This window comes from Amycolatopsis sp. lyj-109 (assembly GCF_046548995.1).
Classification (GTDB): domain Bacteria; phylum Actinomycetota; class Actinomycetes; order Mycobacteriales; family Pseudonocardiaceae; genus Amycolatopsis.
Window position 1 is genome coordinate 1 of sequence record NZ_JAJPWR010000026.1, and the last position, 23,210, is coordinate 23,210.

Genomic DNA, 23,210 nt, shown 5'->3' on the forward strand with positions numbered 1-23,210 from the left:
AGTGGTAATTAGGGTTAGAACCCTAATTACCACTCACGACGGCGGGGAGACGGCGTCAGTGCACGGGGTTCCACCCGTCGCCGCCCGCGAGGTACTTCTGCGCGGTGTAGTTCCCGGCCTGCGCGGCCGGCAGCTGCGGCCGGTCGGCGCCGGTTCCCGCGCCTGGGCCGGTGTTGCGGTACTCGGTGAACCGCGCGTCCTTCCACGAGAAGCCGGACATGTCGGTCCACGGCGCCGGCTTGATCGCCGCCGGCAGGGCCGTCTCGCGGATCAGGACCTGGGCGATGGCGTCGACGTCCCCGCCCGGGTGCCACGGACGGCCCAGGTGAAAGCTCGCGGTGGCCGCCGAGCTGAGGACGCGGCTGCCGACGATGAGGAAGCCGTACGGGTTCGAGCGCCGGGTGCTGGCCGCGGTCAGGTAGCCGTTGTTGCTGCTGGAACCGCGGTCGAGCAGCGTGATCGTCACCCGGTCGAACACCGCGGTCGCGCGGCCGAAGAGGAAGTCGACGTCGCCGCTGATCGCACAGTTGCGGTAGTACTGCCGACCGACCGTGCCGACCGCCGCGGTGTCGGCGTAGAGGGTGTCCTGGTGGCCGAGGAAGGCGACGTTGTCGAAGACCATCCGGTCGCCGGTCGTCTTGACCGCCACCGCCTGGGTGTCCTTGATCTCCGGGTGGGCGTTGCGGTCGAAGGAGTTGCGGAAGGTCAGCGCGGACGCGGTGAAGCCGTTCGCGGCGATCGTCGCGGTCGCGCTGCCCGAGGTGCCGTACGTCGAGCCGTCGGGTTTCTTGGTGCCGCTGGCGTTGTCGTAGTCGACGACGACGTCGGCGGCCTTCCCGGTGGTGCCGCGCAGGGTGATCCCGGTCTTGCCCGACGGCACCGACACGACTTCGCGGTAGGTCCCGGGTTTGACCGAGATCGTGCCGCCCGCCGAAACCGCGTTGATCCCGGCCTGCACGGTGGTGTAGTTGCCGGAGCCGTCCTTGGCCACGACGACGTTCGCCGCCGCCGCACCGGCCGGCGGGGCGGCCAGCGACGCCCCGGCGAGCACCGACGCGACGAGCAGGGTCTTGAACATGCTGTGCCGATAGTTACCAATCCGACCACAGCCACGGCCGAATGACTTGGTAGCAACGGTTACGTGCCGAGGCAGGGGTCGGCCTACTTTTGGCCACATTGGTAACACCTCCACGGTGGAACGCGCCGGGGGAACCGGACGGCGGCCGCCACCCCCGGCGCGGGTCGGTTACTTGTAGGTGATGTTCGCCGCGGTGTAGAGGCAGTTCGTCGAGTCCGGGCCGCTGCCGGTCTTCGTCGGCTCGCCGCTGGTGACGCCCTTGTACTTCGTACAGGGCTCCAGCTTGCGGCTCGTGTCTCCGACGATGGTGATCCTCGTCAGCTTGGCGGTGTCACCGTAGTTGGTGTTGATCCCGACAAGTGCCTTGCCGGGCACGGTGGCGGTGACGTTGTCGATGACGACGTTGCGCTTGTACTGCGTCTTGCAGTTGCCGCAGGAGCGGTACAGCTTGCCGAAGTCGTTGACCTGGAAGTTGCGGATGTACATCGTGCCGGGGCCGTTGTGCTGGAACACTTTGTCCGACGCCTTGCGCGCGCCGCCGCCGTCGATGGTCATCGTCTGCGAGGCGGAGGTGCCCTTGAAGGTCGCGGCGTCTTCGCCGACGTCCTCCCACCAGACGTTGAGCAGCGTGCAGGTGCCGAGGCAGTGCACGCCGTCGGCGGCGGGGTTGCCCAGGACGACGTTCTTCAGGGTGGTGCCATTGGCCAGCTGGAAGATCGGGCTCTGGCCCTCGTCCTGGCCGCCGCTGCCGAGGTCGCCGGTGCCGTAGAACCGCTTGAGCCCGCCGTCGTAGGTGCCGCTGGTGACCTTGATCGTCGCGCCCACCGGCACACTGGTGCTCGGGCTCGGCCACGAGGCGGCCGACGCGGTGGCGCCGGTGCCGACCGCCGCCGAAACGGCGAGCGCGGCGACCGCCACCACCCGGATGATCCGGGACATTGCTGGAGGAATCATTCGTCACTCCCTGGTCTTGGGCTTCAATCGGCGCTGATGGAAAACGTCCGACCGGGTTGTGAAAGCGCTTTCTCGTCCCCGAGTTTCGGGTTGCGGCCAGGCCGTGTCAATGTCGTTCGCCGCAGCGGCACGCATGTCGCCCGGATGGTCGCCACCGGCCGCGGTTTTCAGAAAACGCCGAAACTGTCGAAGGCGGCAGGCCCCTCACAGGCGCCCCGGGCCGGCGCCGGTGAGCACCAGCGCGGGGACCGCCCACGCCGGGTCGAGGTGGTCGACCAGGGTCGGCGTCCAGCCGACGTCCGCACCGAGATCCGGGTCGTTGGCCGCGTTGTACTCGGCCAGCAGGTCGACCGCCCGCGGCCACTGGTTGCCTTGGGCCACCAGCGTGCCGGTCGCGTGCAGCACGGTGCCCTTCCAGTAGTGCACCAGCTGTCCCAGCGGCAGCCCGGCCGGGATCCGGAAGAAGTTGTTCTCCGCGTAGATGCGGGACTGCACGCCGACGCCCAGCGAATACGTGTAGGCGGCCGGATCCTCGACCAGGTAGAGGTTGTCGTAGACGTGCACCTGGCCGTACCGCACCCGCGGCGCGCGCTGCCCGATCTCCGAGAACAGGTTGTGGTGCAGCGTGACCCGCAGCTTGCCGACGTCGTAGGTGGGCTTGTCGGTGTTGCCGATCAGCATCGTCTTGTCGTGGTCGTGCAGCCGGTTGTAGGACACCGTGACCAGGTCCGAGCCGTTCACGATGTCGAGCAGCCCGTCGTGAACTTCGTACTTGCGGCCGAAGTACGTCGGCTGCCGGTCGTTGCCCCCGTCGCTGAACTCGTTGTGGTCCACCCAGACGTGCGTCGCGCCGACCAGGTCGAGGTTGTCGTACTCGGAGTTCCAGTTTCCGTCGGCGGTGTCGAGGGGATCCCACTGCGGGAAGCAGTCGTGGGCGTCGGAAAAGTGCAGGTTCCGCAGGATCACGTTGTCGCCGGTGACGCGCAGGGTCAGCCCGTGCAGCGTGGCGTGGGCGCCGAGCCCGACGATCGTCGTGTTCGGGCCGACGTCGAGGGACACCTGCTTGGCCTGGTTGGCCTGCGACCGCTCCCGGGCTTCTTCCAGCGGCCCCGACGGCGGCACTCTCCCCCAGGTCGCCGGGTCGTACGCCGCCAGGTACGCCGGGAGGCTGTAGGCGGGATCGGCGAAACTTTCACAGCCCACGGGCCGGTCGGCGGCGTCCACGTTGCCTTCGATGGTGCCGCGGACGTAGATGATCTTCGGGGCGCCCGGGTTCGCCGCCAGTGCGGCCGCGAGCTCGGATCGCTTGGTCACCGTGCGGATGTTGCCGGGGATGGCAGCCGAGCCGCCGGTGGTCCCGGTGGTCGCGGCGGCCCAGCCGTCGTGCGCGCCGAGCACGACGCGGCCGGGGTCGTGGCCATGCGCTTCGGCGGGTGCCGCGGCGAGCGTCAGTCCGAGCAGGGCGAAGGTCCCCGCGAAAGCCTTCCAGCGCATGTCGGCTCCTCTAGTCGGTGTCCGGTCTCCTGAGCACCCGGGCCGCGTGCCGGGCGAGCCCGGCGGCGTCCGGGGCGCCGTCGATGACGACGACGTGGTGGGTCAGGGTCAGCTCCTCGCCCGGTTCGAGCAGCCACGGCCGGTGGTAGGTGGCGGCGAAGCTGACCACGGGGAACGGCTCGGCGCGGACGTACCAGGCCGTCGGGTGGGCCGCGTTGTCCGGGCTGTCGGCGAACAGCAGCGTCGAGGTCCGCAGGCTTTCGTCGTGCTGCCCGGTGAAGGCGAGCCACGGCGCCCGGTGGCCCATCGCGTCGGCCGCGGCCTTCCCGTCCGACGTCCGGACCGTGCCGCCGACGAACGAGCGCGGCCCGCGCCAGAACAGCCCGCCGTAGCCGGCGGTGTCCCGCCCTTCGGTGACCGGGCTTCCCCAGCGCAGCTCGTGGCCGCTGGTGTTGCGCAGCCGGCTGGACCAGGTGAGCGTCCAGTGCCCGCCGCGCAGTGAGACGTCGCCGAAGCGCAGCGTGCGGTGTTCGGTGAGCCAGCGCCGGCCGGCCGCGGTGCGCCAGGCCAGCTCGTGGCGCAGTTCGCAGTGCCCGCCGGCGTGGTCGATGTTTTCCCAGCGGACGTGGCCGATGGTGCCGTTGTTGTCGAGCGGGGTGTAGCCGCGGCCGCGGACGTAGGTGCGGCCGCCCCAGAAGTTCTCGCCCGAGAGGTGGGCCATGGTGAACTGCAGGCCGTTGTGCCAGGTGTGATCGTGCGGCCGGACCGCGGTCACGGTCTCCCCCGCGGTGGTGCGCAGCGGGTGCAGGTACGGCTTCGGCGAGTCCCCGGCCGGGGTCGGCGGCTCGACGACGTACTCGGCCAGCACCACGTCGCCGAGGCGCACGCACACCCGGCCGTCGGCCTCCTCGATCACCTCCGGCGTGCCGTCCCCCACCGCGGCCCGGCTCACGCCGGTTCTCCGATCTCCCCCAGCAGTTCCTCGACGGACACGGACCGGCCGGTGACCAGTGACCGGTTCGCGGCCAGCCCGGTGAGCAGGGCCTGCAGGCCGGCGTCGTGGCCGGCCGCGCAGCCGAGCGCGTCCGGTTCGGCGTCGCCGAGCAGTTCGGCGAGCATCCGTTCGTCGCCGCCGCCGTGCCCGGCCCCGAGCTCCTGGTCGAGCACGACCTCGGGGGGCGCCCACAGGCGCTGGAGCGTCAGCCGGGCACGCCCCCGCTTCGGCACCGGCTCGGCGCCGGACGCGTACTCGTTCTCCCGGACGTCCAGCTCGAGGCGCCCTTCGCTGCCGGAGAACGCGACGCGGTAGCCCTCGCGCGGCGAATACGCGTGCAGGTGGTAGTTCAGCACCGCGCCGCTGCGGTGGCGCACCAGCACCGACAGGTCGTCCTCGATGGTGACGCCCGGGGCGAACACGTCCTGGTTCCGGACATAGCCGTCTTCCCGCGCGGCGTCGCGGTAAAGCGCACGCAGCTTGGGAGAGGCGTCGAGGTCCAGCGCGAACCGGTCGCCGGCCGTGCGGTGGCGGCGGGCGTTCCCGTCGCCGTAGAAGAAGAGCCGGCCCAGCGCGAACACCGTCTCGGGGCCGCTGCCGAGCCACCAGTTGACGAGGTCGAAGTGGTGGCCGGACTTGTGCACGAGCAACCCGCCCGAGTTGGCCTTGTCCCGGTGCCAGCGGCGGAAGTAGTCGGCGCCGTGCGCGGTGTCGAGCAGCCAGCTGAACTCGACCGAGCCGATCTCCCCGATCGCGCCGCCGGCGAGCAGTTCCCGCACCCGGCGGTGCACCGGGTTGTACCGGTAGTTGAAGGCGACCCGCACCGAGCGGCCGGTCTCACGCCGGGCTACGAGGATCGCCCGCGCGCCCTCGACGTCGGTCGTCATCGGTTTCTCCGTGACGACGTCGCAGCCGGCCTCCAGCGCGGCGACCACGTACTCGGCGTGCGTGTGGTCCGGGGTGCACACGACGACGACGTCGATGCGTTCCTTCGCCAGCATGGCGGCGAAGTCCGCCGGCCGGTAGCCGGGGACCTCCGTGCCCAGCCAGTCGTTGTGGACCCGCATGCGGGTCTCGTTGTGGTCGCAGAAGGCCGCGAGCTCGGCCCGCGGCGACGCGGCCAGTGCCCGGGCGAACAGCTGCGCGCGGGAGCCCAGGCCGACGATCGCGTGGCGACGCACCGCCATCACCTCTCTCGTTCCGGTAAAGCGGCGCCGGTCCACGGCAGGGCGAGTTCGGAGAAGAGCGCGAGCCGCTCGGCCGCGGTGTCGACGTCGCGGTCGACGCCAGGCACGACGAAGTGCCGTTCGGGCCCGGCGTCCACGACCTGGACCCATTCCGTGGGCAGCGGCAGTGGTTCCGGGGCGTCGCGCACCGCCTCCACCAGCGCGGTGAACGCGCGGGTGGCGGCCAGCGGGGCCAGCAGGGGCTCGCCGTCACGCAGGTGGGCGACGAGGTTGGCCAGCAGGTCCCGGGGCGGGCCGACCGAGACCACTCGGTCGTGGACGGTGACCAGGTCGGTCTTGTAGTGCCAGCGGATCCGGCCCGCCGTGCCGTGGACGAGCACGTACGGCTCGTGGTCGGTCTCGGCGTCGAGCGTGGCCGCGACGACGACGTCCGGCGCCCCGGCGAAGCTCAGCCGCGCGCAGGCGGTGTCGTCGGACTCGATGTCCCGCGCCCGGTACAGCTCGACGGCGGTCCGCTCCGGCAGGGCCTCGGCGGTGCCGTTGACCAGCAGGGCGGTCGCCACGGCGTGGGCGAACGGGTTGGTCAGCGCCCCGTCCACCACCGGCTGCCCGCCGACCCGGCGGCGGCCCGCCCACTCGGCGCGGGCGAAGTACCGGTCGCGCCGGATCCACGCCCCGGCGGCGGCGATCCCGGTGACCGTGCCGATCTCGCCGGCTTCGATCGCCGCCCGGACGACCGGGACGGCGGCCGAGCCGAAGCTCTGGAACCCGGTCTGGCAGGCCCGGCCGCGGGCCAGCTCCGCCAGTTCGTCGAAGGCCGCGAGGTCGAGCACCGGCGGTTTCTCGACGAGCAGGTGACAGCCGGCGGCGAGGGCGAGTTTCGCCAGGGGCAGGTGCGTGTGCGGCGGGGTCGCCACCACGGCGATGTCCGGGATCGTGCGGGCGAGCAGTTCGGCCGCGTCCCGGGTGATCACCGCACCTTCGGGCAGGAGCGCGCGGGCTTCTTCGGAGGGTTCGCGGATGTCGCAGGCACCGGCCAGAACCAGGTCGCCGCGGTCGTGCCGGGCGCGGGCCCGGCGCAGGTGCTGGCCCGCGTAGCCGGCCGTGCCGAAGACGACCACCTTCGGCGTCATCGGCGGCCGCCGGTCGCGACCGCGGCCAGGGCGAGGGGGCCGGCCACTACGAGCGCCAGGATCGGCAGCATCCAGACGAGCAGGCCGGCGAGGCCGATGGCGGCCGCGAGGAGCAGTGCGTTCTTCGGCGCAGCGGCGGTTTCCCGTGCCGCGGTCACGAACGCCCGGCGCCAGGGCTCCGAGCCGGTGGCCACCACCTCACACGTCCGCACGGCGACCACCACCGCCGCCACCGCCAGCAGCCACAACGCCGCCCGCAGCGCGCCGGCGCCCGGCATCGAAGCCACCACCGCCAGATCCACCGCGAACAGCACCACCGCGGCGACGCACGCCAGTCCGAAGGGCACCCCGCCCCGGGCCGCCTCGCGGAAGTCCGCCCAGAATGTCGTCCACAAGGGACGGCCGAGGTCGTGCCGGACCCGGTCGAGGACCCGGCAGCCCGCCGTGAACGCCGGGACCGCGGTCACCACCGGGACCGACGCGAGCGCGACGAGCAGCCCGGCCAGCAGGCAGTCCGAGAACTCGCCCAGCCCGGCGCGCCAGGTCGTCCGCACAGGTGCGGTGGGCATCAGTTCACCCCTTCAGGCCGCTGGTGCTGACGCCTTCCACCAGCAGGCGCTGGAAGGCGAGGAAGAACAGCACGATCGGGACCAGCGCGAGCGCGGACATCGCGAACATGGCGCCGAAGTTCGACTCGCTGCTGGTGTCGACGAACAACCGCAAGCCCAGCGGCACGGTGAACTTCTCCGTGTCGTTCAGGTACACCATCTGCGTGAAGAAGTCGTTCCACGTCCAGATGAACGTGAAGATCGACGTCGTGACCAGCGCCGGTTTCGACAGCGGCAGCACCACGTGCCAGAACGTGCGGTAGACCGAACAGCCGTCGATGATCGCCGCTTCGTCGAGCTCGCGCGGGATGCCGCGCATGAACTGGACGATGAGGAACACGAAGAACGCCTCGGTGGCCAGCAGCTTCGGCAGGATCAGCGGGACGAACGTGTTGACCAGGCCGGCCTGCTGGAAGATCACGTACTGCGGGATCAGCGTGACGTGGTAGGGCAGCATCAGGGTCGTGATCATGAACGCGAACAGCGCGCCCCGGAACCGGAACTTCAGCCGGGCGAAGGCGAACGCGGCCAGCGAGCACGACAGCACGTTCGCCGCCACCGACAGGCCGGCCACCAGGAACGAGTTGAGGAAGAAGCGGCCGAACCCGACGTCCGCCGCGCCTTCCCAGCCCTTCGTGTAGCCGTCGAAGACGAACCGGGTCGGCAGCAACGCCAGCCGCGACAGGATCTCGTCCGGTGGTTTTACCGACGCGAACGCCAGCCACACCAGCGGGTAGAGCACCACGGCGACGATGACCAGGCACAGGACGTGCCAGCCGAACGAGCGCGCACTGCGCGGCAGCACGGTCATTTCTTGTCCTCTGCATCGTCGTAGAACACCCACAGCTTCGCGGTCCGGAACACGATGGCCGTCACGATCGCGATGACCACCAGCAGCACCCACGCCATCGCCGACGCGTAGCCCATCCGGAAGTCCTGGAAGCCGACCTCGAACAGGTAGAGCGTGTAGAACAGGTCCGCGTCGGCCGGGCCGCCGCGGCCGCCGCCGATGACGAACGCCGGGGTGAACGCCTGGAAGGCGTGGATCGCCTCCATCACCAGGTTGAAGAAGATCACCGGCGACAGCATGGGCAGCGTGATGTGCCGGAACCGGCGGAACGCACCCGCGCCGTCGATCGCGGCCGCCTCGTGCAGCTCCGCCGGGATCTGCTTGAGCCCGGCCAGGAAGATCACCATCGGCGCGCCGAACTGCCAGACGCCCAGCAGCACGATCGAGGCGAGGCTGAACTGCGGGTCGTCGACCCAGCTCGGGGTGTGCCAGCCGAAGAACGCGAGGACCTCGTTCACCGGGCCGCCGCCCATGAACAGCGCCCGCCACACCAGCGCCGCCGCGACGCTCGCGCCGAGCAGCGACGGCGCGTAGAACGCGGCCCGGTAGAAGCCGTTGGCGCCGCGGCGGGTGTTGAGCAGCATCGCCACCAGCAGCGACACCGTCAGCTTCAACGGCACCGAGACCAGCACGTAGATCAGCGTGACCTTCACCGACTGCAGGTAGCGGTCGTCGCCGGCGAACATGTGCGCGAAGTTGCCGAACCCGACCCAGTTCGGCGCGGTGAACATGTCGTAGTCGGTGAACGACAGGTACAGCGAGACCACCATCGGGCCGACGGTGAGTGCCACCGCGCCGAGCAGCCACGGCGTGAGGAAGGCGAACGCCTCCGGCTGGCTCTTGCGGCGGCGCCCGGCCGGCCGGTCCCGGCGCCGGCCGCGCACGGCCGGCTCCGGGGGCGCGACCGGCGGGTCCGGCGTGCGCAGGGTCGTCATCGGCTAGGACAGTCCCTTCTGGGCTTCGGTCATGAACCGGTTGACCGCGTCGTCGATGCTCATCCGGCCGAACGCGACCTCCTCGTATGTGCGCTGGAGGAGCTTCTGGATCGCGCCGGCGCCCTTCGGCGGCACCGGCGGTGCGGCCCCGAGCTTCGGTTCGAGCGCGGCTTCGTAGTCGTAGAGGGTCTTGTCGTTGCCCTTCGCGCCGGCCGCGAGCTGCGCGCGGACCTTGAGGTTCGGCGCGAGGCCGCGGTCGGTGCCGACGATCTTGCCGACCTCGGGGTCGTTGACCAGGAAGTCGACGAGCTTCGCCGCGGCCTCCTGCTGCTGGCTGCGTGCGGAAACCGCCAGGAACATCGACGGCCGCCGGTACTGCCCGGTGTCGCCGTTCGCGCCGCTCGGGTACGGCGCCACGTTCAGCGGCTTGCCGTTCGCCTTCTGGTACGCCGGGAGCAGGTTGTCGTAGGCGAACTCCGAGCTGGTCAGCTTCTTGCCCAGCGGGGCCTGCTCGGGCGAGGTGTTGTAGGACGCCGTGACGTCGGCCGGCGAGGCGGCCTTGGTGTCGCGGAACTTGCTCGCCAGCTGCCAGTAGCCGCGCAGGTCGTCGGCGGTGAAGCCGAGCTTGCCCTCGGGGGTGTAGAACTGCTTGCCCTGCTGGCGCAGCCAGATCTCCAGCGTCGTGTCGAGGATGCCGAAGTCGGTCACCCCGCGCGCCGAGCCGGCCGTGCCGACCTTCTGGGCCACCTCGGCGAACCGGTCCCAGGTCATCCCCTTCGCCGGGTCGCCACCGGCCGCGGTGAACGCCGCCGCATCGTAGATCATCGCCGGGGTGTTCTGCGCCCACGGCACGGCGTAGCGCTTGCCCTGGTAGACGCCGGTGGCCGCCAGTTCCGGGTTGACGTCGGCGAGCGAGATCGCCTTGCCGGCGCCGGAGTTCAGGTCGGCCAGGACGTTGCGGCCGCCGTACTCGGCCAGGTAGCGGCTGTCGACGTTGAGCACGTCCGGCGGCTTGCCCCCGGCCGTCTGCGTCGCCAGCTTCTCCCAGTAGGCCGCGTACGCCGAGAACGACGTCTGCACCTTGATGTTCGGGTTCTTCTGCTGGAAGAGCTCGACGGCCTTCTTCGTCAGGTTCGCCCGCCCTTCGCTGCCCCACCACACGAAGTTGATGGTCACGTCGCCGCCGCCACCGGAGTCGGAGCCGCAGGCGGCCACCCCCGTCAGCAGCAACGGGACCACCACGGCCAGCGCGGCGACACCCCGGCCCTTGGTCCTACGCTCAGTTGTCCGCCCCATCGAACTCTCCGTCCTCAGCCGGTCAGCATTCTTTCTGAAAAACTGCCTGAAAACGCTGTCAGCGCGCTCACGGTAGGCAGTGCGCCACACCGGTGTCAACGGCAAATTCGGAACTATAGCCCTTGTGCAGCAACGGTTTTGGCGTTCAGCGGGCTGAACGAGGGCAGCCTGAGAAAGCGCTTACCGGAACCGGGTCGATGGCCGGGCCGTCAGCGCGATGAGCACCGGTGCGTCGCTAGCCGGTGCGTTCGGCGGCCGCGCCGCCGGTTCGGCGTCGCGCGGCACTCGCCCACGGGACACCGATTTCGGAGAACAACGCCAGCCGGTCCGCGGCGACGGCGACCTCTTCGCCGATCCCGCGCACGACCGGGTGCCGGCTCGCCCCCTCGCCGACGGTGCGGATCCAGCCCGCCGGGATCCGCGACGGCGACGGCGCGTCCCGCACCGCTTCGACCACCGAGGCGAACGCGCGGGTCCCGGACAGCGGCGCGAGCAGTGGCACGCCGTCCGGGTCGAGGCGGTGGGCGATCAGGTTGCGCAGCAGGTCGGCCGGTTCGCCGAGGTGGAACCGCTCGTCGTCGATCTCGAGCCGGTGGCTCTTGTACCAGAACTTCGCGCGCCCGCGTTCGCCGTGCACCACGACGTAGGGCTCGTGGTCCTGTTCGGCGCACAGCGATGCGGCGACGACGATCTCGGGCCCGTCGCCGAACCGGATCCGCAGGCACGCGGTGTCGTCGGCCTCGATGTCGCGGGTGCCGTAGAGCTCGAGGGCGATCTCCGCCGGGTCGCGCCCGGCGACCCCGCCGACCAGCAGCGCGGTGGCCACCGCGTGGGAGAACGGGTTGGTCAGGGCGCCGTCGACGACGGCCTCGCCGTCGAGCCAGCGGCGGCCGGCCCAGGGGTTGCGGCGGTAGTAGGCGTCGGTGCGGATCCACGCCCCGGCCGCGCCGACGCCGATCAGGTCACCGAGTTTCCCGGCGGCGATCGCCGCCCGCAGGACCGGCAGCACCGGGGAGCCGAAGCTCTGGAACCCGGTCTGGCAGGCCGCTCCGGTCTCCGCGGCCAGCCGCGACAGCGTGGTGAAGCCGTCGAGGTCGAGCACCGGCGGGGTTTCCAGCAGCAGGTCGCTGCCCGCGCGCAGGACCGCGGCGCCGGCCTGGACGTGCGCGTGCGGCGGCGTCGCGACCACGGTGATCTCGGGGCGGCAGCGGCGGAGCAGGTCGTCGACCCCGGCGTGCGCGGTGCCACCGGGCGGCAGCAGGGCGCCGGCGGCGGCGGACGGGGGGCGGATGTCGGCCATGCCGACGAACCGGACCAGTCCTTCGTCGTGCAGGATCCGCGCGCGGTGCAGGTAACTGAAGGCGTAGCCGGACGTGCCGACGACCGCCAGCCTCGGCGGGTCCGCCACGGTGCGGCTCCGGCTCCCCGACATGGATCTCCGATCGGCGGGACCCGGTAGGGGCGCCCGCGCGGAACTGACGAATGGGTCAGGCTTTGGGAGAAACTTCCGGTCGCCACCGTAGGGTGTGCGCGACAAACGTGTCAATCATCAGGACAGTGACGTCGAAATCGTCGAAGGACCGATACGCCGAATGGCCGACCCCGTTTCGAGATAGCGCTTACTGGAATAGACCAGCTCCGACTGCAAGTCGTGAACGCCGGTTTGCAGGATTTGTTGACAACGCACTCAGCCGTTTCCATGATGTTGCTCAGTGCCTGCCGAGGAGTTGCCGTGACCGTGACCATTCACGACGTCGCCCGCCGGGCCAACGTGTCGATCTCGACCGTCTCGCGCGCGTTCACGTCCCCGGACCTGGTCCGGCAGCAGACCCGCACCCGGGTGCTGGCCGCGGCGCACGAGCTGGGCTATCACGCGGCCGGCGCGCCGCAGCCGGGGCCCGCGGTCCGCACCGGGCACATCGGGATCGTGGTCTCCGACCTGGGCAACCCGTTCTTCACCGGCGTCCTCAACGGCGTCCAGGCCCGCGCGCGGCAGGACGACATCGCGGTGCTGTTCGCCAACAGCGACGAGGACCCGGCGACCGAGCAGAACCTCGTCCGCCGGATGGCCAAGCAGGTCGACGGTGTCGTGCTGTGCAGCCCGAGCATGACCGACGACCAGCTGCGCGCGCTCGCCGGGCAGACGACCCTGGTGCTGCTCAACCGGGAGGTGGCCGGGATCCCGTCGATCGTGATGGACGCCGCGGACGGGATGCGCCAGGCGATCGAGCACCTGGCCGCGCTGGGCCACCGCCGGTGCGCCTACCTGGGCGGGCCGCGGGCGTCGTGGGCGAACCGGGCCCGCAGGCAGGGCCTGGCGGAGACGGCGCAGAAGCACGGCACGGACGTCGTCGAGTTCGGCCCGTTCCCGCCGGTGTTCGAGGGTGGCCTGCAGGGCGCGGACCTGGCGCTGGCGGCGGACGTGACGGCGATCGTGGCCTACAACGACCTGGTCGCCTTCGGCGCGCTGGCGCGGCTGAACGCCCGCGGGGTGCCGGTGCCGGACGAGGTCAGCCTGGTGGGCTTCGACGACCTGGTCTTCGCGGCGATTTCCGCGCCCCCGCTGACGACCATCGCGATGCCGACGGAGGCGGCGGGCCGCGCGGCGGTGACGATCCTGCTCGGCCTGCTCGACGGCGAGGCCGACGAGCACACGACCCAGGTGCTGGACACCCACCTGATCGTCCGCGCCACCACGGCCCCGCCCGCGGGCTGAGCGGTCACTCCCGGCTCCGGCTGACCGTCATGAATGACTCATTCATGACGTTGGGTTGTCAGGTGCCGAAGACGTTCCGGTCCAGGAAGGGGTTGCGGAACTTGCCTTCCGGGTCGAGGGTGTCCGCCAGCGCCCGGAAGTCGGCCAGCCGCGGGTAGTTCCCCGGGACGCCGTGGAAGAGCTTGCCCCAGTGCGGGCGGGCACCGAAGGGCGCCAGGCGCTCCTCGAGCACCGGCAGCACCGCCTCGACGTCGGCCTGCCGCGGCTGCCAGGTGAAGTGCAGGGCCACCCGGTCGCCACCGTGGCAGGGGCTCAGCCACCGGTCGTCGCCCGCGATGGCGCGGATCTCCGAGACCAGCAGCAGCGGGGCGACGAGGTCGCCGATCTCGCGGACCGCCCGGATCGCGGCGGCGGCAGCGCTGTAGGGCACGAAGTACTCCGACTGCAGCTCGTCCCCCACGCTCGGGGTGAACGCGAGCGCGAAGTGCGGGAGCCGCTCGTGCCACGGGCCCGGAATCCCTTGCTGGGGCGTGCAGTTGCCCGCCGGGATGCCGGCGGCGTGCGCCGGGTGGCGGGGCCCGTCCGCGGGTGCCGCGCCGAAGAGTTCCGGGCGCTCGGTGAAATCGTCGACGCGGCTCTTGACCCACACCTGGTCGATCGCGTGGTTCGCCCAGTTCGTGAACATGCTGACGCTGTAGCCGGCGTCTTCGATTTCGTCGAAGTTTTCGTACGCGGCCTCCCACGGCAGCTCGTCGAAGACGTCTTGGCGGACGTCGAAGGCGGGAACCACGTCGAGGGTCAGCCGGGTGACGACGCCGAACGCGCCGAGCCCGACGACCAGGCCCGGGAACTCGGCGTCGGCGCGGGTGAAGGTCCGCAGCTCACCGTCGGCGGTGACCAGCTCGATCCCGGAGACGGCCGCGGCGAGGCCCGGCAGCCGCCGTCCGGAGCCGTGGGTGCCGGTCGCGACGCTGCCCGCCACCGTGATGTGCGGCAGCGACGCGAGGTTCGGCAGGGCGAAGCCTGCTTCGTGCAGTTGCCGCGCGAAGTCGCCGTAGCGGGCCGATCCGCCGACCGTCACGGTGCCGTCGCCGATTTCGACTCCGGCGTCGAGGGCGCGCAGGTCCAGCAGGAGCCCGCCCGGGGAGTCCGCGATGGCGTTGAAGCAGTGCCGGCTTCCGAGGGCCTTGACGTGCGTCGCGGCCGCGACGGCCGACCGCACTTCGTCGACGGTTCGCGGGGTCGTCACCGCGTCCGCGCCGTAAGTGAGGTTCCCGGCCCAGTTCGACTCGCCCACCCGCCATGTCCTTCCGCCGTAAGTAGATCCGCCTTCGACCCTACGTCAGCCGCGGCGGCGCTCGGCGGGCCGGGATGATCATCCGCCCGCGCGAGAGCGCCGGTGTAGCGGCGGCGCGCAGGGTTCTGCCCGTCGTAGGCCGGGCCCCCTGCCCCGGCCTACTGAGGGAGACACCCATGCGAATGATCTGCCAGGCGGCCGCGCTCTCGGCGGCCCCCAATCACACGTGTCGACCCTTCAATCACGCGTGTCGACCTTCCAATCACGCGTGATGCCCCTCTGATCACGCGTGATGCCCCGCCAAGCACGCGAAATGCCCCTCGGGGCACGATCCGGCCAACTCAGGTGCACGCCGCCGAGGGGGATCTGCGACGCTGGGCCTGCTCCAGCAACTCCAGCCCCGTCGTCTCGCCCTGGTGGTTGCCCCTCTCGCGGAGCACCCGCAACGCCCGGTCGCACACGCCGCGCGCCTGGACCGGCTCGCCCGCCTCCAGCTGCGTCTGCCCGATGCCCAGCAACGCGTACGCGCTGCACCTCTCGTCGTCGAGGTCCTCCAGGATGCTCAACGCCAACCTCAAGCACGTCAACGACTCCGGGAGCCGTCCCGTGTCCCGGTGCAGCTCCCGTCGCCGCAGCCGCCCCCAGGCGGAACCTCGCAGCCGGACTGTAACCGGACGGCAGCGCCACTCGTGGGGAATTCGCACACATCCGAGACACCGGGACGGCGAACGTCACTCGTTTGCCGGGAGGCGGCGGGTCACTCCCCAGGACGGCGCGCCGCGCTCGAAGCCGTCCGGAGGTCGCCGAGCAGCTCGACCTGGCCGCTGAGCACCTCGGTCAGGATCTTCCGGGCCACCGCGAGCAGCTCGGCGACGTCCGCGCTGGTCAGCGAGTAGTGGACGGCGGAGCCCTCCTTGCGGGTGCTCACCAGCCCGGCCCGGCGCAGCACGGCGAGGTGCTGCGACATGTTCGCCGGCTCGATGCCGATCTCCGGCAGCAGTTCCGACACGGCGTGCTCGCGCTCGCTGAGCAACTCGAGGATGCGGATCCGCGCCGGGTGCCCGAGCGTCTTGAAGAACTCGGCCTTGACCTGGTACAGCGGCCTGCTCACGAGCCGCCCTGCCGTCCGGTCGCGGTCCCGCCGATGGTGCGCATGGCGTCGATCCTGCCGTGCCGCCACCCCGGCCGCGCGGCGCACTCCCCCGGACCGGTCAGGACAGCTCCCGCCTCGGGTCCGGGATCTCGGGCTCCACCGGCGACGCGACGTCGATGCCGTGCCGGCGCGCAAGATCGAACAGCTCTTCCAGCCGGGCGGCGTGCAGCTCGGAGGTGTAGTCCTCGCCGCCCGCCCGCGCCGCCGCGAGCTCCCGGTAGACGACACCCACGCGGCGCCGGAGGTTCCGCTCGAACTCGTTCACGACCAGCCGCCTCCTGTCACACCTACGGAGTTGCTAACATTCGCAATTGCTCAACAGGTTACACCCGCGACACACCGGAAAAGGAAGCTGCGTGCGCGAGTCCGTCCTCACGGTGGCCGGCGACCAGGCCGCCCGGGTGACCGAGGCCGCCCGGACGCGTTCCGGCGCGCCCGACGACGAGGTGCAGCGGTTCATCGCCTACGGCCAGCTCTGCCACCTGGTCGCCACCCTCGACCCGGACACCGGCGACTGGGCCGCCGCGCTGTCCCCCACCCTGAGCCCCTTTGCACCACAAAGGGGCACTTTCACGTGAAAGTGCCCCTTTTCGACGCCCCCGGACTCCCCTGACCGAAGCCGCGAAAGCCTTGGCGCCGGCCGGATCCGGCACGGTGACCGGCAAGGTCGTGCTCGTTCCCTGAACGCACCGAAGGCCACCACGGCGAGCGTGGTGGCCTTCGGGTCTTGCGGATCAGTCCGTGCCGAACTCCATCGCGGCGTTGTCGAGCAGCTCGACGTCGTCGGTCTTGCCGCGCGAGGCGATCACCTCGGCGCCGCCCTCGGCCATCGCGCCGATCAGGCCGGTCGACGCGGCCTGGGCGGCGCCGATCAGCTTCGGGTTCGAGCCGCCGACCATGCCGAGGCTCGCGTACTGCTCCAGCTTCGCCCGCGAGTCGGCGATGTCGAGGTTGCGCATGGTCAGCTGGCCGATCCGGTCCACCGGGCCGAACGCCGAGTCCTCGGTGCGCTCCATCGACAGCTTGTCCGGGTGGTAGCTGAACGCCGGGCCGGTCGTGTCGAGGATCGAGTAGTCCTCGCCGCGCCGCAGCCGCAGCGTCACCTCGCCGGTGATCGCGGTGCCGACCCAGCGCTGCAGCGACTCGCGCAGCATCATCGCCTGCGGGTCCAGCCAGCGGCCCTCGTACATCAGGCGGCCCAGCTGCCGGCCGTGGTTGTGGTAGCTGGCGAGCGTGTCCTCGTTGTGGATGGCGTTGACGAGCCGCTCGTAGGCGGCGTGCAGCAGCGCCATGCCGGGCGCCTCGTAGATGCCGCGGCTCTTGGCCTCGATGATCCGGTTCTCGATCTGGTCGGACATGCCGAGGCCGTGCCGGCCACCGACGGTGTTGGCCTCGAGGACCAGGTCCACGGCGGTGGCGAACTCCTTGCCGTTGATCGTCACCGGCCGGCCCTGCTCGAAGCCGATCGTGACATCCTCGGGAGCGATCTCGACCTCGGGATCCCAGAACGCCACGCCCATGATCGGCTTGACGATCTCGAGCCCGGTGTCGAGGTGCTCGAGGGACTTGGCCTCGTGCGTGGCACCCCAGATGTTGGCGTCGGTCGAGTAGGCCTTCTCGGTGCTGTCGCGGTAGGGCAGGTCGTGCGCGAGCAGCCACTCGGACATCTCCTTGCGGCCGCCGAGCTCGGTGACGAAGTCCGCGTCGAGCCACGGCTTGTAGACCCGCAGGGAGGGGTTGGCCAGCAGGCCGTAGCGGTAGAACCGCTCGATGTCGTTGCCCTTGTAGGTGGAGCCGTCGCCCCAGATCTGGACGTCGTCCTCGAGCATGGCGCGCACCAGCAGCGTGCCGGTGACCGCGCGGCCGAGCGGGGTGGTGTTGAAGTAGCTGCGGCCGCCGGTGCGGATGTGGAACGCACCGCAGGTCAGTGCCGCGAGTCCCTCTTCGACGAGGGCTTCCTTGCAGTCGACGAGCCGGGCGATCTCGGCGCCGTACTGACCGGCCCGCCCGGGCACCGAATCGATGTCGGGCTCGTCGTACTGGCCGATGTCGGCGGTGTAGGTGCAGGGGACCGCGCCTTTGTCGCGCATCCACGCGACCGCTACGGAAGTGTCGAGGCCACCGGAGAAGGCGATACCGACACGCTCGCCGACGGGCAGGGAAGTGAGCACCTTGGACATGCGAATGATTATGCACGGCTATGCATCGTCGTGCAATCCGGGGTGCCCTGGCTCACGGAAACCCCGTTGACGTGCGTGGTTCGGTGATCACATGGGCCGGATGCATGCCGACGAGCACGCCATCGACACCACGCTGGTCCGGCGGCTGGTGCGCGGGCAGTTCCCCCGATGGGCGAACCTGCCGGTCACTCCCCTGGCTTCGGGCGGCACGGTGAACGCCGTGTACCGCCTCGGTGACGACCTGACCGTCCGGCTTCCGCTCACCGAAGGCGGCGCCGACGACATCGCGAAGGAACGCCGGGTCCTCGGCGCCCTCGGCGAACTGCCGGTGGCGGTCCCGGCCGTCGTCGCGGTCGGCGAGCCGGCCGAGGAGTACCCGTGGCCGTGGGCGGTGCACGGCTGGCTCGACGGCGCACCGGCGCTCCAAGGCGGCCCGGCCCGCGGCCTCGCGGAGTTCGTCCTCGCGCTCCGGGCGAACCAGGCGGCCGGTCCCCCGGCGCACCGCGGGAAGCCGCTGTCCACAGTAGACACGGCTGCCCGCTCGGCGATCGCCGAGCTGGCCCGCACCGACGAGCCGTTCGACCCGGACGCGGCCCTCACGGTCTGGGCGGAGGCCCTCGACGCTCCACAGTGGACCGGGTCGCCGCGCTGGGTGCACGGCGACCTGATGCCCAGCAACCTCCTGCTGCGCGACGGCCGGCTGACCGGGGTCCTCGACTGGGCGACCGCGGGCCTCGGTGACCCGGCGGCCGACCTGATTCCCGCGTGGAACCTGCTGACCGGGGACACCCGCCGTACCTTCCGTGACGCCGTGGCCCCCGACGACGCCACCTGGGCCCGCGGCCGTGGCCGGGCGCTGGCGATGGCCGTGATCCAGCTGCCGTACTACCGGCAGACGAACCCGGTCATCTCGGCCAACGCCCGGTACGTGCTCGCCGAACTGGACGTGCTCACCAGTTCCCGATGACCGGCAGGTCCCACCGCACGGCGTGCAAGTTGCGGCCCGGGACCGAGCAGGCGCCCGTGACCGCGCCACGGTCGTTGAGGTCCTGGGCGCTGCAGTAGCCGTCCGGCGCCTGCAGCGGCAGCGGGGTCATGCGGCCGCCGGGACCCCAGACAACGGACCGATCGGACCCGGTTTGCACGAGCGCGCTGCCCGTGTCGTTCGCGGTGACCAACCGGCTCCACCCGCCGTCCGGGACCGGGAACACGGTGAGCTGCCCGAGCGGGTCCCAGCGGGCCGGGCGGGCCTCGCCGTTCCCCGCGTCCACTTCCCCGTAGATCGTCCCGTCCGCGCCGATCTTCTTCGCAGAGCTGAACTTCCCCGTGGTGTCGAGCACCGTGAGGTGCCCTGACGCATCCCACTTCGCGGCGTGGGAGCCGCTCGAGCCGACAACCGTACCCGCGTTGTCGAGGTCGGCGGCGGTGCCGCCGCCTTCCAGCTCGACGAGGTTGCCCGCCGGGTCCCAGTACTTCGACACCCCCTGGTACGAGCCGATCACCGCGCCCGCGTCGTTGATCGCGAAGCCGCGGCCGTAACCGACGGCCGTGACCGTGCCCCGGGCCGTGTCCCACTTGGTGGCCGTCTCCGGGCCCGGACCGCCGTAGGAGTACCCGACGGCGATGCCGTGGGCGTTGACCGCGGTCACACTCGACATCGAGTTGCCCGGGAAGCTGGACACCGGCGGCAGGTCCACGGGTGTCCCGGACGCGTCCCAAAGGGTGGCCCGTCCGAGCCATCCGTTGGTATTCGTCGAGTCCCCGATCGCCACCCCGTCTTCTGTGATGGCAACGGGCTTGACCACCTGGTAGCCCGGCTGCGGCAGCAGCTCGGTGATCCGGCCGGCCGCGTCCCACCGGGCTCCGCGCTTGACGGATTCCTTGTCCCACGCCGTCCCGAACACCGATCCGGCATTCGACACCCGATCTCCCCAGCTGGTCAGGCCCCCGGGCAGCGTGCCCAGGTCGATCGGGCCGCCCGGCTCGTCCGCACTCGCCGGTACCGCGGTGAGCACCATCGCCACCGCCGCCGTCGCGAGAACACCTCTGAACATCCCTGTTCCTCCCCTTCAGGTCGGTTCCGGGGTGTCCACGCGCGGCGGCGGTGACCGGTTTAGCTCGGCAGCAGCGCCGGGGCCACGAGGCGGGTGGCGTTCGCCGCCGCGTCGTCCGGGGCTTCCTGGGCCGAGCGCTCCGCCTCCACCCGGGCCAGGTAGTTCGCCACCTCGCGGTCGGTCCGGTGCGCATCCCAGCCCAGCAGCGGAGCCATCAGACCGGCCACGACGGGCGCCGCCGCGACACCGCGGTCGCGTTCCTCGATCGAGATGCGCGTCCGCCGCGTGAGGACGTCCTCCAGGTGCAGCGCACCCTCGTGAGAGACCGCGTAGACCGCCTCCACGCGGAGGTACTCCGAGGTCTCCGTGATCGGCGAAGCCAGCGAAGGATCCTCCTCCATCAGCGAAACGAGGTTCCAGATCCGCGTGCCGTACCGCTGCAGCAGGTGCTCGACGCGGGTCAGCGACAGGCCGGTCCGCGAAGCCACGGAATACCGGTCCTCCCACAGCTCGTGGTAGCCCTCGGCGCCCACGATCGGGAGCCGGTCGGTCCACGACGGCGGGGCCGGGCGGCCGAGCTCCTCGACCGCGACGTCGACCGCGTCCGCGGCCATCACCCGGTACGTCGTGTACTTGCCGCCGGCCACGATGACCAGGCCCGGCACCGGGTGCGCCACCGCGTGCTCCCGCGACAGCTTCGTCGTCGCGGCCTTCTTCGCCGCCAGCAGCGGGCGCAGCCCGGCGTACACGCCCTCGATGTCGTCGTGCGTCACGGGGGTGCGCAGGACGGCGTTGAGGTGCTCGAGCACGTAGTCGACGTCCGCGCGGCTCGCCGCCGGGTGCTCGCGGTCGAGGTCCCACTCGGTGTCGGTGGTGCCGACGATCCAGTGGCGGCCCCACGGGATGACGAACAGCACGCTCTTCTCGGTGCGCAGGATCAGCCCGGTGTCCAGGTCGATCTTCTCCCGCGGCACCACCAGGTGGATGCCCTTCGACGCGCGGACGGTGAACGGCGCGGGAATCCCGGCCGCCTCCGCCATGTCGTCGCTCCAGACACCGGTGGCCGCCACGACCGTGCGGGCGCGGATCTCGAACTCGATCCCGCTCTCGCGGTCGACCACCTTCGCGCCGACCACCCGCTCACCCTCGCGCAGCAGCGAAGTGACGCGAGTCCGGGTGAGCACCGAAGCGCCCTGCTCGGCGGCCGTCCGCGCGATCGTCATCGTGTGGCGGGCGTCGTCGACCTGGGCGTCGTAGTACTGGATCGCCCCGATCAGCGCGTCGTCCGCGAGCGCCGGGGCCGCCTTGAAGGCGCCCCGCTTCGACAGGTGCCGGTGCCGCGGCAGCGCGCGGGCGCCGCCGAGGGTGTCGTACAGCGTGACACCGGCGCCGATGTAGCCGCGTTCCCACACCCGGTGCTGCAGCGGGACCAGGAACTTCACCGGCCGCACCAGGTGCGGGGCCAGCGTCTGCAGCAGCAGGCCACGCTCCTTGAGCGCCTCGCGCACCAGCTTGAAGTCCAGCTGTTCCAGGTAGCGCAGGCCGCCGTGGATCAGCTTGGACGACCGGCTGGACGTGCCGGCGGCGAAGTCGCGGGCCTCGACCAGCGCGGTCGACAGCCCCCGGGACGCGGCGTCGAGCGCGACGCCGGCCCCGGTCACGCCCCCGCCGACGACGAGCACGTCGACCTCTTCATCGACCAGTTTCCGCAGGCTTTCCGCCCGGTACTGCGGGGAAAGCGGGGTCATGGTGTTCCTCCTCCTGCTCACTGCACGTCGACCCAGTCGAGCGTGCGGCCGACGGCCTTCTGCCAGCCCGCGTAGCCCTCGGCGCGCTGCTCGTCGCTCCACGTCGGCGTCCAGCGCTTGTCCTCGTTCCAGTTCTGCTCGAGCTCGTCGGTCGAGGACCAGAAGCCGACCGCCAGCCCGGCCGCGTACGCGGCGCCGAGCGCGGTGGTCTCGGCGACGACCGGCTTCGACACCGGGACGCCGAGGATGTCCGCCTGCAGCTGCATGCACAGCTCGTTGGCGGTGACGCCACCGTCCACCCGCAACACGTCGAGCGTGACGCCGGAGTCGTTCTGCATCGCCTCGACGACGTCGCGGGTCTGGTAGCAGATCGCTTCCAGGGTGGCCCGCGCGATGTGGGCGTTCGTCGTGGCGCGGGTGAGCCCGACGATCGCGCCGCGGGCGTCGGAGCGCCAGTACGGGGCGAACAAGCCGGAGAAGGCCGGGACGAAGTAGACCCCGCCGTTGTCCTCGACCTGGCGGGCCAGGCTCTCGCTCTGGGCCGCGCCGCTGATGATGCCCAGCTGGTCGCGCAGCCACTGGACGGCCGAGCCGGTGACGGCGATCGAGCCTTCCAGCGCGTAGACCGGCTTCTCGTCGCCGAACTGGTAGCACAGCGTCGTCAGCAGGCCGTGCTGGGAGCGGACCAGTTCCTGCCCGGTGTTGAGCAGCAGGAAGTTGCCGGTGCCGTAGGTGTTCTTGGCCTCGCCGGGCCGGAAGCAGACCTGCCCGACGGTCGCCGCCTGCTGGTCGCCGAGGACGCCGGTGATGGCGACCTCGCCGCCGAGCGGGCCGTCCGCGCGGGTGGTGCCGAAGCCGGGGTTCGACGACGGCCGGATCGTCGGCAGCATCTGCCGCGGGACGTTGAAGAACGACAGCAGCTCGTCGTCCCAGTCCAGGGTCTCGAGGTCCATCAGCATCGTGCGGGAGGCGTTGGTCGGGTCGGTGACGTGCACGCCGCCGTCCGGGCCGCCGGTGAGGTTCCAGATGAGCCACGAGTCGGTGGTGCCGAAGAGGGCGTCACCCTTCTCGGCGTCCTCACGCACGCCCTCGATGTTCTCGAGGATCCACTGCAGCTTGCCGCCGGAGAAGTAGGTGGCGGGCGGCAGGCCGGCCTTGCGGCGGATGATGTCACCCTTGCCCTCGCGCTCGAGCGCGGAGGCGATCCGGTCGGTGCGGGTGTCCTGCCAGACGATCGCGTGGCCGTACGGGCGGCCGGTGCGGCGGTTCCAGACGACGGTGGTCTCGCGCTGGTTGGTGATGCCCAGCGCGGCCAGGTCGTTGACGGTCAGGTTGGCCTTGTTGAGCGCGGTCGCGATGACCGAGCGGGTGCGTTCCCAGATCTCGGTGGCGTCGTGCTCGACCCAGCCCGGCCTGGGCAGGATCTGCTCGTGCTCGAGCTGGTGGCGGGCGATCTCGTTGCCGCCGTGGTCGAAGATCATGAATCGGGTGCTGGTCGTGCCCTGGTCCACGGCACCGACGAAGTCCGGCATG

Annotated in this window: 22 protein-coding genes; 3 read left to right on the forward strand and 19 right to left on the reverse strand. The window is 71.2% G+C overall.

Translation table 11 applies throughout. The annotated features are described in order from the left end of the window. Nucleotides 1–55: 55 nt before the first annotated feature. The 11 genes from ACLJQF_RS39380 to ACLJQF_RS39430 form a co-directional block, all read right to left on the reverse strand. A complete protein-coding gene (locus ACLJQF_RS39380; RefSeq protein ID WP_410615384.1) occupies nucleotides 56–1,078 on the reverse strand; it encodes a pectinesterase family protein in 1,023 nt (340 codons plus the stop codon). Between the two features lie 168 nt (nucleotides 1,079–1,246). Continuing rightward, the gene (locus ACLJQF_RS39385) at nucleotides 1,247–2,017 is read right to left on the reverse strand and encodes a pectate lyase (protein ID WP_410615479.1); all 771 of its coding nucleotides are present in this window, start codon (nucleotides 2,015–2,017) and stop codon (nucleotides 1,247–1,249) included. Nucleotides 2,018–2,236: 219 nt separating this feature from the next. Then, a complete protein-coding gene (locus ACLJQF_RS39390) occupies nucleotides 2,237–3,526 on the reverse strand; it encodes a pectate lyase (RefSeq protein ID WP_410615385.1) in 1,290 nt (429 codons plus the stop codon). A gap of 10 nt (nucleotides 3,527–3,536) precedes the next feature. After that, nucleotides 3,537–4,478: a PmoA family protein gene (locus ACLJQF_RS39395; RefSeq protein WP_410615386.1), complete on the reverse strand. Its 942-nt coding sequence runs from the start codon at nucleotides 4,476–4,478 to the stop codon at nucleotides 3,537–3,539. After that, entirely contained in the window at nucleotides 4,475–5,707 is a 1,233-nt protein-coding gene (locus tag ACLJQF_RS39400; protein ID WP_410615387.1) for a Gfo/Idh/MocA family protein, read from the reverse strand. Before ACLJQF_RS39400 ends, ACLJQF_RS39395 begins: the two co-directional genes overlap by 4 nt. Further along, complete coding sequence (locus tag ACLJQF_RS39405) at nucleotides 5,707–6,840, reverse strand: Gfo/Idh/MocA family protein (protein ID WP_410615388.1); 1,134 nt, start codon at nucleotides 6,838–6,840, stop codon at nucleotides 5,707–5,709. The genes ACLJQF_RS39400 and ACLJQF_RS39405 overlap by 1 nt, the downstream gene beginning before the upstream one ends. Then, nucleotides 6,837–7,409, reverse strand: a complete 573-nt coding sequence (locus ACLJQF_RS39410) for a DUF624 domain-containing protein (RefSeq protein WP_410615389.1) — start codon at nucleotides 7,407–7,409, stop codon at nucleotides 6,837–6,839. The genes ACLJQF_RS39405 and ACLJQF_RS39410 overlap by 4 nt, the downstream gene beginning before the upstream one ends. Before the next feature lie 4 nt (nucleotides 7,410–7,413). After that, entirely contained in the window at nucleotides 7,414–8,259 is an 846-nt protein-coding gene (locus ACLJQF_RS39415) for a carbohydrate ABC transporter permease (protein WP_410615390.1), read from the reverse strand. Next, the gene (locus ACLJQF_RS39420) at nucleotides 8,256–9,233 is read right to left on the reverse strand and encodes a carbohydrate ABC transporter permease (protein WP_410615391.1); all 978 of its coding nucleotides are present in this window, start codon (nucleotides 9,231–9,233) and stop codon (nucleotides 8,256–8,258) included. Before ACLJQF_RS39420 ends, ACLJQF_RS39415 begins: the two co-directional genes overlap by 4 nt. A gap of 3 nt (nucleotides 9,234–9,236) precedes the next feature. Beyond that, nucleotides 9,237–10,529: an ABC transporter substrate-binding protein gene (locus tag ACLJQF_RS39425; protein ID WP_410615392.1), complete on the reverse strand. Its 1,293-nt coding sequence runs from the start codon at nucleotides 10,527–10,529 to the stop codon at nucleotides 9,237–9,239. A 235-nt stretch (nucleotides 10,530–10,764) separates the two neighbouring features. Beyond that, nucleotides 10,765–11,961, reverse strand: coding sequence for a Gfo/Idh/MocA family protein (locus tag ACLJQF_RS39430; protein ID WP_410615393.1), 1,197 nt, complete (start codon nucleotides 11,959–11,961; stop codon nucleotides 10,765–10,767). Nucleotides 11,962–12,261: 300 nt separating this feature from the next. Here ACLJQF_RS39430 and ACLJQF_RS39435 point away from each other — a divergent pair, with 300 nt between their 5' ends. After that, nucleotides 12,262–13,245, forward strand: a complete 984-nt coding sequence (locus ACLJQF_RS39435) for a LacI family DNA-binding transcriptional regulator (protein WP_410615394.1) — start codon at nucleotides 12,262–12,264, stop codon at nucleotides 13,243–13,245. Nucleotides 13,246–13,303: 58 nt separating this feature from the next. Here the strand turns inward: ACLJQF_RS39435 and ACLJQF_RS39440 are convergent, their stop codons facing one another. The 4 genes from ACLJQF_RS39440 to ACLJQF_RS39455 form a co-directional block, all read right to left on the reverse strand. Next, the gene (locus ACLJQF_RS39440; protein WP_410615395.1) at nucleotides 13,304–14,542 is read right to left on the reverse strand and encodes an FAD-binding protein; all 1,239 of its coding nucleotides are present in this window, start codon (nucleotides 14,540–14,542) and stop codon (nucleotides 13,304–13,306) included. A 341-nt stretch (nucleotides 14,543–14,883) separates the two neighbouring features. Continuing rightward, entirely contained in the window at nucleotides 14,884–15,108 is a 225-nt protein-coding gene (locus ACLJQF_RS39445) for a hypothetical protein (protein WP_410615396.1), read from the reverse strand. A 191-nt stretch (nucleotides 15,109–15,299) separates the two neighbouring features. Continuing rightward, nucleotides 15,300–15,653: an ArsR/SmtB family transcription factor gene (locus ACLJQF_RS39450; protein ID WP_410615397.1), complete on the reverse strand. Its 354-nt coding sequence runs from the start codon at nucleotides 15,651–15,653 to the stop codon at nucleotides 15,300–15,302. Between the two features lie 100 nt (nucleotides 15,654–15,753). Then, on the reverse strand, nucleotides 15,754–15,960 hold the full coding sequence (locus ACLJQF_RS39455; RefSeq protein ID WP_410615398.1) for a hypothetical protein: 207 nt from the start codon (nucleotides 15,958–15,960) through the stop codon (nucleotides 15,754–15,756). Nucleotides 15,961–16,051: 91 nt separating this feature from the next. Here ACLJQF_RS39455 and ACLJQF_RS39460 point away from each other — a divergent pair, with 91 nt between their 5' ends. Next, nucleotides 16,052–16,273: a hypothetical protein gene (locus ACLJQF_RS39460; RefSeq protein WP_410615399.1), complete on the forward strand. Its 222-nt coding sequence runs from the start codon at nucleotides 16,052–16,054 to the stop codon at nucleotides 16,271–16,273. Nucleotides 16,274–16,429: 156 nt separating this feature from the next. Here ACLJQF_RS39460 and argG read toward each other — a convergent pair whose 3' ends face one another. Further along, entirely contained in the window at nucleotides 16,430–17,875 is a 1,446-nt protein-coding gene (gene argG / locus ACLJQF_RS39465) for an argininosuccinate synthase (protein ID WP_410615400.1), read from the reverse strand. Nucleotides 17,876–17,966: 91 nt separating this feature from the next. Here argG and ACLJQF_RS39470 point away from each other — a divergent pair, with 91 nt between their 5' ends. Beyond that, nucleotides 17,967–18,842 carry an aminoglycoside phosphotransferase family protein gene (locus tag ACLJQF_RS39470; protein ID WP_410615401.1) on the forward strand — a complete coding sequence of 292 codons (876 nt, stop codon included), beginning with the start codon at nucleotides 17,967–17,969 and terminating at the stop codon, nucleotides 18,840–18,842. Here the strand turns inward: ACLJQF_RS39470 and ACLJQF_RS39475 are convergent. From ACLJQF_RS39475 to glpK, 3 genes are read right to left on the reverse strand one after another with little or no spacing between them, the layout of a single operon-like run. Then, the gene (locus ACLJQF_RS39475; RefSeq protein WP_410615402.1) at nucleotides 18,826–19,929 is read right to left on the reverse strand and encodes a hypothetical protein; all 1,104 of its coding nucleotides are present in this window, start codon (nucleotides 19,927–19,929) and stop codon (nucleotides 18,826–18,828) included. The genes ACLJQF_RS39470 and ACLJQF_RS39475 overlap by 17 nt on opposite strands. 59 nt (nucleotides 19,930–19,988) lie before the next feature. Beyond that, nucleotides 19,989–21,677, reverse strand: a complete 1,689-nt coding sequence (locus ACLJQF_RS39480) for a glycerol-3-phosphate dehydrogenase/oxidase (protein WP_410615403.1) — start codon at nucleotides 21,675–21,677, stop codon at nucleotides 19,989–19,991. A gap of 17 nt (nucleotides 21,678–21,694) precedes the next feature. Further along, on the reverse strand, nucleotides 21,695–23,209 hold the full coding sequence (gene glpK, locus ACLJQF_RS39485) for a glycerol kinase GlpK (RefSeq protein WP_410615404.1): 1,515 nt from the start codon (nucleotides 23,207–23,209) through the stop codon (nucleotides 21,695–21,697). Nucleotide 23,210: the final 1 nt, after the last annotated feature.

What these genes read in the sequence shown, in the direction of transcription:
- ACLJQF_RS39480 (WP_410615403.1), bottom strand. Translation starts at nt 21,677, where the DNA reads ATGACCCCGCTTTCCCCGCAGTACCGGGCGGAAAGCCTGCGGAAACTG.
- ACLJQF_RS39400 (WP_410615387.1), bottom strand. Translation starts at nt 5,707, where the DNA reads ATGGCGGTGCGTCGCCACGCGATCGTCGGCCTGGGCTCCCGCGCGCAG.
- glpK (WP_410615404.1), bottom strand. Translation starts at nt 23,209, where the DNA reads ATGCCGGACTTCGTCGGTGCCGTGGACCAGGGCACGACCAGCACCCGA.
- ACLJQF_RS39390 (WP_410615385.1), bottom strand. Translation starts at nt 3,526, where the DNA reads ATGCGCTGGAAGGCTTTCGCGGGGACCTTCGCCCTGCTCGGACTGACG.
- ACLJQF_RS39470 (WP_410615401.1), top strand. Translation starts at nt 17,967, where the DNA reads ATGGGCCGGATGCATGCCGACGAGCACGCCATCGACACCACGCTGGTC.
- ACLJQF_RS39405 (WP_410615388.1), bottom strand. Translation starts at nt 6,840, where the DNA reads ATGACGCCGAAGGTGGTCGTCTTCGGCACGGCCGGCTACGCGGGCCAG.
- argG (WP_410615400.1), bottom strand. Translation starts at nt 17,875, where the DNA reads ATGTCCAAGGTGCTCACTTCCCTGCCCGTCGGCGAGCGTGTCGGTATC.
- ACLJQF_RS39425 (WP_410615392.1), bottom strand. Translation starts at nt 10,529, where the DNA reads ATGGGGCGGACAACTGAGCGTAGGACCAAGGGCCGGGGTGTCGCCGCG.
- ACLJQF_RS39380 (WP_410615384.1), bottom strand. Translation starts at nt 1,078, where the DNA reads ATGTTCAAGACCCTGCTCGTCGCGTCGGTGCTCGCCGGGGCGTCGCTG.
- ACLJQF_RS39430 (WP_410615393.1), bottom strand. Translation starts at nt 11,961, where the DNA reads ATGTCGGGGAGCCGGAGCCGCACCGTGGCGGACCCGCCGAGGCTGGCG.
- ACLJQF_RS39385 (WP_410615479.1), bottom strand. Translation starts at nt 2,017, where the DNA reads ATGTCCCGGATCATCCGGGTGGTGGCGGTCGCCGCGCTCGCCGTTTCG.
- ACLJQF_RS39420 (WP_410615391.1), bottom strand. Translation starts at nt 9,233, where the DNA reads ATGACGACCCTGCGCACGCCGGACCCGCCGGTCGCGCCCCCGGAGCCG.
- ACLJQF_RS39415 (WP_410615390.1), bottom strand. Translation starts at nt 8,259, where the DNA reads ATGACCGTGCTGCCGCGCAGTGCGCGCTCGTTCGGCTGGCACGTCCTG.
- ACLJQF_RS39410 (WP_410615389.1), bottom strand. Translation starts at nt 7,409, where the DNA reads ATGCCCACCGCACCTGTGCGGACGACCTGGCGCGCCGGGCTGGGCGAG.
- ACLJQF_RS39475 (WP_410615402.1), bottom strand. Translation starts at nt 19,929, where the DNA reads ATGTTCAGAGGTGTTCTCGCGACGGCGGCGGTGGCGATGGTGCTCACC.